Genomic DNA, 11,895 nt, shown 5'->3' on the forward strand with positions numbered 1-11,895 from the left:
ATGATGGACAATGACAAAGGCAACCGTCGGCTTCCCACGAATGAGGATACGATCGGGCCCTACTTCCCAATCCCGTTCTGCGATGACGATCGCATGGACCTCACGTTCCATCATCAAGGCATGGTTTTCCGCCCGAACGGGCAAAGGATCATCCTGCGCGGCAGGCTCCTTGACCGCCACGGCATGGCAGCCAATGGTGCCTTGATCGAGTTCTGGCAGCCCAACGCCGCCGGGGTCTACAGAACTCCGGCGACCGTTGATCACCCGGATATCGACCCCTGGTTTGACGGTTACGCGCGCTGCCGAAGTGCCGACGGCACCTTTGCGCTCAAGACGATCAAACCCGGCAGATCGAGTGAAGGCGAGCGCGCCCCGAACATCACCGTCACGATCTTCTCGGACGGGATCAGCCGCATCGTTACGCAGATATTTTTCGAGGATGAGCCAAGCAACGAGAGGGACCCGCTCCTCCTCTCGTTGCCACCCGGGTTGCGCACCCGACTGACGGCTCGACACGACGGACGGCAGAGCGACGGTACGGAAGTTTACGTCATCGACATCATCATGGCCGGTGATGGCGAAACTCCATTCTTCGACGATCTATCAAGCTAGGAGCGGACCATGGAATCGTTTGGCCGGAAGCTCGAAATTGGGCCCACCGACAATACCTCTGATCAGCGGACGCCGCGTCAGCCGCTTCGCCTCATACCGGAGGCAGCCCGACAGTCGTTTGTCCCCTACTCCCGTGTGCAGCCTGGATTGCGTGCCGGGGAGAATGACATGACCCGCATTGCTCCGGATCGCCCCCGGGCCCTCGGCGAACCGATCGAAGTGACGGGAACGGTGACGGATGAGTTCGGGCGCCCTCAACGTGGCGTTCTCCTGGAGATCTGGAACGCCAACAAGTTCGGGCGCTATGCGCATGTCGAGGATCATTCGGGGCTGCAACTGGATCCGAACTTCCTGGGGCTTGGGCGCGTCCTCACGGATGAGAACGGGCAGTACCGCTTCTGGACGATCAGCCCCGGAGCATACCTGGCGCGGCCGGATATCGGCCGTTGGCGGCCGAAGCACATCCATATGTCCCTCCGCGGCGGAACGAACCGGCTCGTCACCCAGATGTACTTTCCCAATGATCCGTACAACGACAGCGATCCGATGCGGATCCTCACGGGAGATGCGTTCGAACGCAATGTCGGTGTGGTCTACGACACGATTGGAACGGACGTGGCTCGCGGGTATCGCTTCGACATCGTCGTCGGCGGGCGCAACCCGACGTTCTTCGAATAAAGACATCAGGATCGTCGCACCCCAACACAGTATCATCCATGCCGCTATATAGCCTTAACGGAATGTCGCCCCGCGTCCACGAAACGGCATGGGTCGCAGATACTGCCGTGTTGATCGGCGAAGTCGATCTCGATGTCGAAGCAAGCACTTGGTTTGGTGCCGTGTTGCGGGGCGATAACGAGATCATCGCCGTCGGAAGCCGCAGCAACATACAGGACAATGCTGTCCTTCACACCGACCGCGGGTTCCCTCTGTCGATCGGTGATGGCTGCACCATCGGGCATAAAGCCATGCTCCATGGATGCACGATCGGCGAGAACACCCTCGTGGGTATGGGGGCGACGATCCTGAACGGCGCACGGATCGGCAGCAACTGCTTGATCGGTGCCAACGCGCTCGTGACCGAAGGCAAGGTGATCCCGGACAATTCCCTGGTGGTTGGAGCGCCTGGAAAAGTCGTTCGGCTTTTGGATGAGAGTGCCATTGCCCGCCTCCGCCGGTCGGCAGAGACGTACGTTGAGAAAGTGCGCCTCTATCGGGCTCACCTCATCCCGATACGCTAACGTTCGTCGAAATGGCCCTGATGGATACTCTATCCCTTCATCGGCACAGAGGGCAGCGAGACCATTCATGACCATTTACTCTGGTCCTGTCTTGATTAGCTGAACCAAGGTCGGCTTCGGGTCCAGCCTGTGTGAAAACGCTTTGACCTGCTAAGTTGATCGTGGTCGGCGGAGGTCGAGATGAAGCGTTTCGTAGAGGGTGAGGACCGTCGGCAGGCAACCCTGTTTCCTGACTGCCTGGATGACTATGTGACCGAAGACAATCCCGTTCGGATTGTTGAGGCATTCATCGACGAGTTGGACCTCGCGGTCTTGGGCTTTGCCGGCATCGTGCCGGAGGTGACGGGCCGCCCATCGTATCATCCTGCCACCTTGCTGAAGATCTATATCTACGGCTATCTCAACCGCATTCAGTCGAGCCGGAGGCTGGAACGCGAGACCCAGCGCAATCTTGAGCTGATGTGGCTGACCGGCCGGCTGACGCCCGACTTCAAGACCATCGCCGACTTCCGCCGCGACAACGGCCCGGCCATTCGTGCGGCGTATGCGCAGTTCGTCGTGCTGTGCCGCAAGCTCAACCTGTTCACCCGCGCGGTCATTCAGTTCACGTGAAAGCACCCCGCAGTAACCAATACAATTTCGCCGCGTGCCCGCTCAAACCCAGAGTATCCTTGGCCTCACCAATCTGCGACAAGCGATCTGAGGTGGGCTAAATCTTCCTTCAAGTAGGGAATCACATCGTCCCCCATACGCTGTGGCTTGCCCTCTGGGTCGCTATACTCAGCGGGAAGGCACAAGGTACCGGCGAACTCGGTCTTCTTCAGGCAATCGACGAACTCTCGCCACGAATATCCTCCGTGTTGGTGAGTCGTCCATTTGACCTTGTACACGGCCTCGTCCTCCAGTCCGTTGACCCGGGCGTGATAGGCGCTCTTGAAGTTGACCTGGTGATGGAGCTTGCCTTTGATGATATCGACGGCCATCGCGGTCGGCTCACCATCAACGGCGCAGTGAGCCATGTCGAGCACCGCGCAAATGTGGTGTGGATCATATTTCTCAATCAGGTGGAGCAGTCCAACAGCGCTCCCGACAAAGCAGCCATAGTGGTTCTGCACGCCGATCGCGACCCTGTGTCGGTCCAGGGCCGGGAGCAATGCGTCAAACCGGCGGCGGTAATTCTCGATCGACCGGATATAACCAATACTGAGATCAATCGGCGCCATGATGCGGATCAGCGGTATGCCGTTGTCACCACATGCGGCGATGATGGCTTCGTCTGCCGTGCTGGCAACGCTGGTGATTTTCAGCCCGCTTGCGCCCAGTACGCGGGTTGCGTCCGCCAAGCCGGCTGCGGCGTTTTCAGGTGTCACTTGATAGCCGGGCCGGACGGGAAGCTCGATGCCATCCAAACCCAGAGACGCCACTTTATCAGTCACAATCGGTAAAGGCTCAGTCCAAGGTTTCGTGAATACAGAGATCGGATGATTCGCCATGGAATAGGCCCTTTGGTGCAGCGGAATTGAGTGATCGTAGCCGCTGGCCTCAGCCTTTAAGGCCCGACGTTGCAATGCCTTCGATCAGACGGCGCTGGAAAATGAAGAACACAACGAACAATGGAACCAGCGACAGCAGCGACATGGCCAACAGCGGCCCCCATGATGATGCGCCTTTCGAAGACATGAGGAGACTCAGCCCCTGCGGCACGGTGTAGAGATCCATCGAGGTGAGATACACCAGAGGCGACAGGAAGTCCTCATAGGTCCAGATGAAGGAGAACACCGCCGTGGTCACGAGTGCCGGCGTCAGAAGTGGCAGAATCACCGACCAGTAGATGCGAATCGGTCCTGCACCGTCGATGACGGCTGCCTCATCCAGCTCACGCGGAATGCCGCGGATGAACTGGACCATCAGGAAGATGAAGAACGAGTCCACCGCCAGGAATTTCGGCACGGTCAGCGGCAGGAAGGTATTCACCCAACCGAGGTTGTAGAACAGCGCATATTGTGGAATCAGCGTCGCGTGCAGGGGCAGCATGATCGTGAGCATCATCAGCGCGAACAACGTCCTTTTGAAGACGAAGTTCAATCTGGCGAATGCGTAGGCCACCATGCTGCAGGCCAAGACGTTGCCGACCACCGCCAAGCCGGAAACGATGAAGGAATTCAGGAAGAAGGACGAGAACGGCAAGGCCGCGCCACGCCAGCCGTCGATGTAGTTCTGCAAACGGAGTTTGGAGGGCCAGAGGCTGAGATCCGAGAAGATCAGATTGGCTGGCTTCAGCGAACTGCTTGCCAGCCAGAGCAGCGGGTAAATCATCACCAGCGCGCCGAGGATCAGAAAACCATGTACGATGATACTGCGCCAACGGGTGGCTGGTTTTTTCATTCCCCGCGTCTGCACGGAAGAGATGGTCATGACAGCATCCTTAGCGCTCGTCGCCATAATGAACCCAATAGCGGGCAGACTGGAAGGAAAGGATTGTCGCCATACCAATGATTGCGACGAGAACCCAAGCCATGGCTGAAGCATAGCCCATCTGGAAGTTGGTGAACGCCTGCTCGTAAAGGTAGAGCGTGTAGAAGAGCGTCGCATCGGCGGGCCCTCCCTTTCCGCCGCTGATGATATAGGCGGGTGTGAATGCCTGGAACGCTCCGATGATCTGCATCACGAAGTTGAAGAAGATGATCGGGGTAAGAAGCGGTAGCGTGACACTGAAGAATTTGCGCACAGGCCCGGCCCCATCGACCTCCGCCGCATCGTAGATATCCTGCGGAATCTGTTTCAGGCCGGCTAGGAAGATGACCATCGGGGACCCGAACTGCCAGACGGCGAGCGCCACCAGAGTATAGAGCGCATAGTCCGTGCTCGTGATCCAACTCGGTCCGTCAATGCCGAACTTCAGAAGGATCTGGTTGATGATGCCGTCATAGGCGAAGACCTGCCGCCACATGATGGCCACGGCCACACTGCCGCCGAGCAGCGAGGGAAGATAGTAAACCGAACGATAGAAACCCAGTCCCTTCAGGCCGCGGTTGAGCAGCATGGCGATACCGAGGGCAAAGGCCAGCTTCAACGGCACTGAAAGGAACACATAGGTGAACGTGACGCGCAAGGACTGATAATACCGACCATCCTCGGCAAACATCTTCACGTAGTTATCCAAGCCCAGCCATTGCGGCGGCGTGAACATGTCGTAGCGGGTCAGCGACAGATAGAACGATGCCAGGATCGGACCGAGTGTCAGAAACACCAAGCCTATGAGCCAGGGTGACAGAAACAGAAAGGCGGCGCCGTTCTGGCGCGCATTGATCCCCACAGCCTTGCGCCGGCGGGGGTAGGCTTCGGGCGAGGTGACCGATTCAAGCGAAGCTGCCTCGGATAGGGTCGTGCTCATGAAGTATCTTCCACTGAGACCACGTTGGGGCGCGGCATCCGGCATCCCTGCGCCGCGCCCCGTGCATCGAAGGCTGTATCCAGGACCTACTTCTTCAGCCGGACACTCACTTCGTTGATGAACTGCTGAGCGGCCTCTTTGGGAGTCAGCTTGCCGAAGGCGACGCCCTCATTGGCGCGCGTCAGCATGCCCGTCATTCCCGGCACGCCCGGGTACCGGGGTGGCGCCGGATCCTTCTGCAGCAGATCAAGATAGGCGATGATCTTGCGATCCGCATCGGTCCCCGAAGCGACCAGTGCGTCGCGGCCGGCTTTCGAGCACGGGATCATGCCGCTGTTGGTGTAGTATGTCTTGGCACCTTCCGGATCGAAGTGCATGAAACGGATGATGTCGATGACCTGCTTCTGGTTCGGCGATTTCGCCGACACCGTGGTCGAGTTGCCGGCATAGCAGTAATGACGCTGCTTCATCTCCCCGCCTCTAAAGCCGTTCGGCATCATGTGGAGAACGAAGTTGTCCTGTGACAGGGCCTGGAAGCCGACAAAGCTGTCCGTGAGCGTGATGTTCATCGCGGCTCGCCCTGCCACGATGCCGGCCGTGCTTGGATCGTCGTTGCCCGCGAGCGCCTGAACATCACCAGGCGGGGTGGCCTTCGTATCGCGCATCATCTTCCAATACGCATACCAGGCTTCCATGTCCTCCGGGGCGAAGCCGAGTTTGTGATCTGGCGTGAACATGGATTTGCCGCGGCCGCGCAGGAAAATGTCGCATGGAATATAGTTGCCGCCAGCGTCTTCGACGCCCCAAAACCGTGGCCCGAGAGCTTTGCTGAGAGCCGTAGACGTTTCGGCCAAGTCCTCCCACGTCCACATCTGATCCGGAATCTTGATACCGGCCTTCTCGAAAGACGTGGCATTCGTGATGATGGTCGGCCCGATCGCGTCATTGGGGATTGCGTACTGCTTGCCCTCAAATTTAGCGGCATTGACGGCACTTTGCAGATAATCGGCCAGATTGATCGGGTTTGGAACGTAAGCATCGAGCGGCGTTGTAACGCCCCGCCGGGCGTATTCGGCCAGCAGATCGACGTTGACGCTGAACATGTCTGGCGCGTTGCCCCCTGCAGTCTCGGTCGCGATCTTGTCCGTGAAAGCACCGAAATTGGTGAACTCCGGAATGATCTCAACACTGGGATTCTTTTCAGAATATAGTTTTAGGACGGCAAGCGTTTGCTTAAGCTGCTCTTGCGATTCGACATATCCGGCAAAGCGCACACGCACCTTGGATTGCGAAACTGCCTTGCTAAGCGGCAGCCCGGTAAGTGCCACGCCGCCCAGCAGGGTGGCACCATGGCGGAGTACCTCTCGCCGATTCATCCGTATCGACATCTCTTCCTCCCTATGAGCGAGCCATCTGTGAGCTTCGTTGGTGAAACGTAACACAAAGAACAGCATGGGCGTCAACTACAAAAAAGATCAACGATGACAGAGGATTCCTTGCGGATTGTTGCTACTTAGTACCACTCTCGGTGCTTTGACAAAGGAATGCTCCTGTCTTATCGGTAAATCGTTACAGTCCCTGCGCCACAAACAGGGTCCGCAGCGAGCCAATGGAAGAATCGATGTCTGGTATTCACGAGGTCGCGAAAAGAGCTGGAGTTTCCGCGAGTACGGTCTCCAATGTGATCAACGGCCGGCACGACAAGATGCGCCCCGAAACCAAGCGGCGCGTTCTCGACGTTATCGAACAGCTCAAGTACACGCCTAATGTTGCGGCCCGGCAGCTGAAATCAGGTCAGACCTGCACTATCGGTCTGATCATTCCATCCGTGGCGAATCCATTCTGGGGTGCGGTCGCGCATCATGTCGAACGGGCGGCTCGACAGCGTGGCTATAAGCTCCTGATCTGCAACGCGGAGCGTGACCCGACCGTCGAGACACGATACGCCGAAGCGATGCTCGGCTCAGGGATCACGGGTGTTATTCTCGGGTCCTCGCCCCTGTCATTCGACTATCTGCGCGACGTGACTGCCCGCGGCCTCAAGGTCGCTGCCTTCGATCAGCGCGTTAACGGCGCCAGGGACGTCATCACCTGCGGTGTGAGCCTCGATCAGGAGCTGGGCGGCACACTTGCCGCCCAGCATCTGATTGGGCTTGGGCACAAGCGAATCGCTATGGTGTCCGGACCAATCAAGACCAACAGCCGCATTGGCCGAATGAACGGTGTCAAGATGGCGATGGCCCGGGCCGGACTGCAACTGCCGGATAACATGATTTGGCAGGGCGGCGGTGTCGCGGGCTTCGGCGACCTGGAAGGGGCAGAGCTTGGGCGGATGGGCGTGCGCGAATTGTTGAGCCGCGACGATCCACCCACAGCGATCGTGGCAGGTAACGATATGTACGCCCTCGGCGCCTATGCGGGCGCGCGCGATCTCGGCTTTCGTGTTCCAGATGACATTTCGATCGTTGGCTTCGATGACATCGTTCTCGCCGAGATCGCCCAGCCTGCTCTGACAACAATCCGCCAGCCCGTACCAGCGATGGCCGAGATGATCGTGCGCATGCTCGTTGCCCATGTCGAGGGTTCGGTCCACGCCGGCGAGCCTGCCTTCATCGACGTCACACCACAACTGATCGTGCGCGGGTCAACGGCGCCGGCACGAAACTTGCAGAACGGGTAGAGATCGGAATGGATTGATGATCCGAGATCTGACCAATCAAATGGTTTTTATCGCCGGTGTAAGCAGCGGCATGGGACGTGCCATTGCCTTAGCTGCGGCCGGGGCCGGGGGCAATGCTTCGAAGGCCGGCGTGCTCGCCCTGAACCATGCCATCATGGAGGAGGAGTGGGCAAACGGCATCCGTGCGACCGCGATCCTGCTTGGCATAACTGATACGCCCTTGCTCGATCGCTGGCCATCACCAGTGAGCGCTGAGGCCCGTCGTGCTGCGCTGCAAGCCCGAGGGCATTGCCGAAGCCTGCCTGTTCGTCATGCACCTGCCGCCGCGCGCTCATGTTTCGGAACTCATGATTCAACCCAGCCGGCGATAGGCACCGAACCTAATCGTCTCAAACTCTAAAGGACTAGGAACCATGGACTTCTCAGGGAAAGTTGTACTCGTCACGGGAGGTGCATCGGGGATCGGCGGCGCAACGACCCGCGCGTTTACCGACGCCGGCGCAAAGGTGGCATTTACGTATATGACCAGTTCCGATGAAGCGGGAGCAATCGAGAAGGAGTACACATCGCAGGGCAAGCAGGTGCTCTGTTTGAAGGCGGACATGACGAAGCCGGACGAGGTTGCTGAGGTTGTCAGGCGCACAGAACATGATCTTGGGCCAATCGATATTCTGTTCGCCAATACAGGCGGCTTGTTGAAAAGGAGCCGCTGCGTAGACGCAACACTGGAACTCTGGCAGGAGTCAATTTCCTTGAACCTCCTGAGCACATTCGTGGTGGTGCAGGCAACTCTGCGATCGATGGAACCAAGAAAATCCGGCTCCATTGTCCTGATGTCGTCTCTTGCCGCTTACGATGGCGGTGGCCACGGCGCCTCGCACTATGCCGCGACCAAGGGTGCGGTCGCCACGCTGGTGCGCTCTTTGGCCAAGGAAGTCGGTCCACTCGGCATTCGCGTCAATGGCGTCGCGCCCGGCCTCATCGGTACGCGGTTTCACGACACGTTCAGCACTCCGCAAGGCCGCGCCGACTCGGTCGCAAGGACGCCGTTGCGACGCGAGGGCACACCGGAGGATGTGGCCGGAACGGTGCTCTACCTTGCCTCGGATCAGGCTGCATACGTGACCGGAGAGGTCGTCCAGATCAATGGCGGTGTGGGCTTCTAGAAAGGACTGGAGATCGCCGCCAGTAGGGGCTGCTGGGCTAGCAAGCGAACTCTAACACACAAGCATCTGAGGGAGACGTCCATGAATAAGCCAACAGTCGCGATCCTGCTAACACCTGAGATGCGGGCAAAGCTTATTCCGGCATCCGCAGAGCAGCGGCTTGCAGAAGTGGCGAACGTTCGTGCACCTGCAGATGGAGAACTGACTGCCGAGAACCTGCCAAGTCTGGTTGATGGCGCTGTGGCGGTGATAACCGGCTGGGGAACTCCGCCTCTCGACGAGACACTGCTGGCCCATGCACGGTCATTGAAGCTGGTGGCCCATGCCGCCGGCAGTATCCGGCATCTTGTTCCTTTCGCGGCTATCGAGGAGGGGCGGCTGCACGTCACACACGCGGCAATCCATATCGGTGAAGCGGTCTCTGAGTTTGTGATAGCGCACGTTCTGTCATTCCTGCGCCATCCTGCAGAACTCGCCGAGGGAATGCGCAACAATGAGCCATGGTTCGACCTTCGGACGCGCTTGCTTGGACGGCTCCTCGGCGAGCAAACGGTGGGTCTGCTTGGTGGAGGTTATATTGGGCGAATGATGATGCGCCTGTTTCGCGCCTTCAACGCTCGGATTCTCGTCTATGATCCTTATCTTGCAGAGTCTCAAGCTCGTGAAATGGGGGTCGAGCTCTGTGGTCTGGACGATCTCCTGCGCCGCAGCGACATCATATCTCTGCACGTGCCATCACTACCCGAAACTCGACACCTGATCGGTGCGGCTCAACTTGCCATGATTAAGGATGGCGCCCTGTTTATCAACACCGCACGCGGCGCAATCGTTGACGAACAGGCTCTCATCGCGGAGCTGCGCAAGGGTCGGTTTACGGCCGTTCTTGATGTCTATGAGAATGAGCCTCTGCCGCACGACAGTCCGCTGCGAACGCTTTCGAATGCTGTCCTCGCGCCTCACGCTGCTGGGCACAGTCACGAGACCTATTTGCGTCAGGGAATGTCGGCCGTGGAGGAGGTCTGCAGGATGCTGGCCGGCGAACCATATCGTCATGAGGTGACAAAGTCGGCGCTGGCGATTATGGCCTGAGGCGAGTCTTGCCATCGGTCCGGCTGGCCAGCCAGAAAGTGCGCAGCAGAGATATTTGGTGCGTAATTCAGATGAGAGCCGCATTCAGCCCTTGACGTTGGAGTTCACGCGATGCGCCGGGATACCGGCATGCCAAGGCGGGTCATGATATTGATGACCTTGCAGCCGGCAGCGGCTTCGGCCTTTTGCGTAGGCAGAGTCCGGGCGTGGAGGCGGCGGCCGATCACGGTCTTGTAGCGCATCATCGCCACCTCGCCCAAGGACCGACGGCCGTAGTTAATCGCCTTTTGCCAGCCGCGCTGACCCCGCTCCTGGATCATCTGGAGATGCCGATCCCGCTGAGTAGGCGCCGTTTCGGCCTTGCCGCTTGGCACGGCCGTTGATCGTGGTGGGATGATCACGGCCGCGGAAGGATCCCGCTCGGCGATGATGCGGTACACGGACTCACCATCGTACGCCCCGTCCGCCGTAACCGAAGCAATCGGGCCCGAGATCTGATCAAGCAGTGGACCGACCTGTGAGGCATCGCCATCCTCGGTGGTCGTCAGTTCCGAAGCAAGGATCTCACCGGTATCCGGGTCAGCAGCAAGGTGTAACTTACGCCAGGTCCGGCGCCCCTTGCCTCCATGCTTCTCGCGCTGCCACTCGCCAGCTCCAAACACCTTAAGGCCAGTGGAGTCGATCACCACATTCACTGGACTAGTTGCTGGTCTCACCGCCTTGCCGACAGTCAGACCGGTGCTGCGGCGCGAGAAGGTGGTGTGATCGGGAACCGGGAGGTCCAAGCCGAGCAGACCCATGATCGAGGCCAACATGCCTTCGGTCTGGCGCCAAGGCCGACCAAAAGCCAACCGCAGGAGCAGGCCGGTCTCGACGGCGATCGTGGAGTATTGCTGTGGTCGACCACGCTGGCCGCTGCGGGGTGGCGTCCACGCGGCCATCGCTGCCGGTGTTACCCACACCGTCAAGTCACCCCGTCGGCGTAGCGCGGCATCGTAATCACGCCAGTTCTTCACGTGGTAGCGAGCCTTTGGAATCTTATGGCGGCGTCTTTCATGGACCTTGTAGGGCATGCGGCTCTCGGCGTCAGGGGACCGCCCCTATACCTCACCGCCAGCCGGGCGCGACACCCCGGACCGAGTTATGCACCAACGTCGATTTCTCTTGGCAGGTGCTGGTGTGTCCACATGGCTTGACCCTGCAACGTAATTGGCTAACTGATTGCGCCTTGCCTTTCCTGGTATTGGATGAGTTATGGATCAGTCAGAGCAGCAGAAGCCGGATCTTCCAAGCATCACCGCCGACATCGTTTCATCGTACGTTGCGAACAATGCAGTTCGCCGGGCCGATCTGCCGGCCGTGATCGCGTCCGTACATGCTGCGCTCGAGAGGTTGGTAGCTCCCAAGCAGCTGGAGCCTGAGAAGCAGTTGCAGCCGGTCGTTTCGATTCGCAAGTCTGTCACGCCTGACTTCCTGATCAGCCTTGAAGACGGAAAGAAGTACAAAACGCTCAAGCGCCATCTCGGGAGGCTAGGGCTGACGGCCGAGCAGTATCGTGCAAAGTGGGAGCTCCCGGCCGATTATCCGATGGTTGCACCCAACTACGCGCAGAAGCGCTCTGAACTCGCCAGAAGCAGCGGCCTCGGCCAGCGGCGGAGGAAGACCGACGCGAAAGCAGTTGCAGCACCGGCGAAGGCCGCAATGGCTCCGGCT

General features: G+C 59.1%; 13 protein-coding genes and 1 pseudogene. 9 read left to right on the forward strand and 5 right to left on the reverse strand.

The window, feature by feature from the left end; all coding sequences use genetic code 11:
• The 4 genes and pseudogenes from pcaG to ACS5Q1_RS33295 form a co-directional block, all read left to right on the forward strand.
• Complete coding sequence (gene pcaG, locus ACS5Q1_RS33280; RefSeq protein ID WP_473102223.1) at window positions 1-612, forward strand: protocatechuate 3,4-dioxygenase subunit alpha; 612 nt, start codon at window positions 1-3, stop codon at window positions 610-612.
• 168 nt (window positions 613-780) lie between these two features.
• Window positions 781-1,290, forward strand: a complete 510-nt coding sequence (locus tag ACS5Q1_RS33285; protein WP_473102224.1) for a dioxygenase family protein — start codon at window positions 781-783, stop codon at window positions 1,288-1,290.
• A 38-nt stretch (window positions 1,291-1,328) separates the two neighbouring features.
• Window positions 1,329-1,853 (forward strand): gamma carbonic anhydrase family protein, encoded by a 525-nt coding sequence (locus ACS5Q1_RS33290; protein ID WP_473102225.1) that lies wholly within the window; start codon window positions 1,329-1,331, stop codon window positions 1,851-1,853.
• A gap of 180 nt (window positions 1,854-2,033) precedes the next feature.
• Window positions 2,034-2,453 (forward strand): annotated as a pseudogene (locus ACS5Q1_RS33295) (transposase); the annotation flags it as partial.
• A 77-nt stretch (window positions 2,454-2,530) separates the two neighbouring features.
• Here the strand turns inward: ACS5Q1_RS33295 and ACS5Q1_RS33300 are convergent.
• The 4 genes from ACS5Q1_RS33300 to ACS5Q1_RS33315 form a co-directional block, all read right to left on the reverse strand.
• Window positions 2,531-3,346, reverse strand: coding sequence for a sugar phosphate isomerase/epimerase family protein (locus tag ACS5Q1_RS33300; protein ID WP_473102226.1), 816 nt, complete (start codon window positions 3,344-3,346; stop codon window positions 2,531-2,533).
• 49 nt (window positions 3,347-3,395) lie between these two features.
• A complete protein-coding gene (locus ACS5Q1_RS33305) occupies window positions 3,396-4,268 on the reverse strand; it encodes a carbohydrate ABC transporter permease (protein WP_473102227.1) in 873 nt (290 codons plus the stop codon).
• 10 nt (window positions 4,269-4,278) lie between these two features.
• A complete protein-coding gene (locus ACS5Q1_RS33310; RefSeq protein ID WP_473102228.1) occupies window positions 4,279-5,247 on the reverse strand; it encodes a carbohydrate ABC transporter permease in 969 nt (322 codons plus the stop codon).
• Window positions 5,248-5,333: 86 nt separating this feature from the next.
• Window positions 5,334-6,701, reverse strand: coding sequence for an ABC transporter substrate-binding protein (locus ACS5Q1_RS33315; protein WP_473102237.1), 1,368 nt, complete (start codon window positions 6,699-6,701; stop codon window positions 5,334-5,336).
• A gap of 167 nt (window positions 6,702-6,868) precedes the next feature.
• On the opposite strand from ACS5Q1_RS33315, the gene ACS5Q1_RS33320 reads away from it, so the two are divergent.
• From ACS5Q1_RS33320 to ACS5Q1_RS33335, 4 genes are all read left to right on the forward strand, one after another.
• Window positions 6,869-7,927 carry a LacI family DNA-binding transcriptional regulator gene (locus ACS5Q1_RS33320; RefSeq protein WP_473102229.1) on the forward strand — a complete coding sequence of 353 codons (1,059 nt, stop codon included), beginning with the start codon at window positions 6,869-6,871 and terminating at the stop codon, window positions 7,925-7,927.
• A gap of 16 nt (window positions 7,928-7,943) precedes the next feature.
• The gene (locus ACS5Q1_RS33325) at window positions 7,944-8,327 is read left to right on the forward strand and encodes a hypothetical protein (RefSeq protein WP_473102230.1); all 384 of its coding nucleotides are present in this window, start codon (window positions 7,944-7,946) and stop codon (window positions 8,325-8,327) included.
• 13 nt (window positions 8,328-8,340) lie between these two features.
• Window positions 8,341-9,093 (forward strand): SDR family NAD(P)-dependent oxidoreductase, encoded by a 753-nt coding sequence (locus tag ACS5Q1_RS33330; protein ID WP_473102231.1) that lies wholly within the window; start codon window positions 8,341-8,343, stop codon window positions 9,091-9,093.
• A gap of 81 nt (window positions 9,094-9,174) precedes the next feature.
• The gene (locus tag ACS5Q1_RS33335; protein WP_473102232.1) at window positions 9,175-10,182 is read left to right on the forward strand and encodes a hydroxyacid dehydrogenase; all 1,008 of its coding nucleotides are present in this window, start codon (window positions 9,175-9,177) and stop codon (window positions 10,180-10,182) included.
• Between the two features lie 104 nt (window positions 10,183-10,286).
• On the opposite strand, the gene ACS5Q1_RS33340 is transcribed toward ACS5Q1_RS33335, so the two are convergent.
• Entirely contained in the window at window positions 10,287-11,255 is a 969-nt protein-coding gene (locus ACS5Q1_RS33340; RefSeq protein ID WP_473102233.1) for an IS5 family transposase, read from the reverse strand.
• Window positions 11,256-11,436: 181 nt separating this feature from the next.
• Here ACS5Q1_RS33340 and ACS5Q1_RS33345 point away from each other — a divergent pair.
• Window positions 11,437-11,895: Ros/MucR family transcriptional regulator (locus tag ACS5Q1_RS33345; protein ID WP_473102234.1), on the forward strand; the 459-nt coding region annotated here is incomplete at its 3' end.

It is taken from the genome of Microvirga sp. GN3 (genome assembly GCF_055792825.1).

Excerpts from the sequence above, each read along its gene's own strand:
- pcaG (WP_473102223.1), top strand. The coding sequence starts at position 1 with ATGATGGACAATGACAAAGGCAACCGTCGGCTTCCCACGAATGAGGAT.
- ACS5Q1_RS33285 (WP_473102224.1), top strand. The coding sequence starts at position 781 with ATGACCCGCATTGCTCCGGATCGCCCCCGGGCCCTCGGCGAACCGATC.
- ACS5Q1_RS33290 (WP_473102225.1), top strand. The coding sequence starts at position 1,329 with ATGCCGCTATATAGCCTTAACGGAATGTCGCCCCGCGTCCACGAAACG.
- ACS5Q1_RS33300 (WP_473102226.1), bottom strand. The coding sequence starts at position 3,346 with ATGGCGAATCATCCGATCTCTGTATTCACGAAACCTTGGACTGAGCCT.
- ACS5Q1_RS33305 (WP_473102227.1), bottom strand. The coding sequence starts at position 4,268 with ATGACCATCTCTTCCGTGCAGACGCGGGGAATGAAAAAACCAGCCACC.
- ACS5Q1_RS33310 (WP_473102228.1), bottom strand. The coding sequence starts at position 5,247 with ATGAGCACGACCCTATCCGAGGCAGCTTCGCTTGAATCGGTCACCTCG.
- ACS5Q1_RS33315 (WP_473102237.1), bottom strand. The coding sequence starts at position 6,701 with ATGCTGTTCTTTGTGTTACGTTTCACCAACGAAGCTCACAGATGGCTC.
- ACS5Q1_RS33320 (WP_473102229.1), top strand. The coding sequence starts at position 6,869 with ATGTCTGGTATTCACGAGGTCGCGAAAAGAGCTGGAGTTTCCGCGAGT.
- ACS5Q1_RS33325 (WP_473102230.1), top strand. The coding sequence starts at position 7,944 with ATGATCCGAGATCTGACCAATCAAATGGTTTTTATCGCCGGTGTAAGC.
- ACS5Q1_RS33330 (WP_473102231.1), top strand. The coding sequence starts at position 8,341 with ATGGACTTCTCAGGGAAAGTTGTACTCGTCACGGGAGGTGCATCGGGG.
- ACS5Q1_RS33335 (WP_473102232.1), top strand. The coding sequence starts at position 9,175 with ATGAATAAGCCAACAGTCGCGATCCTGCTAACACCTGAGATGCGGGCA.
- ACS5Q1_RS33340 (WP_473102233.1), bottom strand. The coding sequence starts at position 11,255 with ATGCCCTACAAGGTCCATGAAAGACGCCGCCATAAGATTCCAAAGGCT.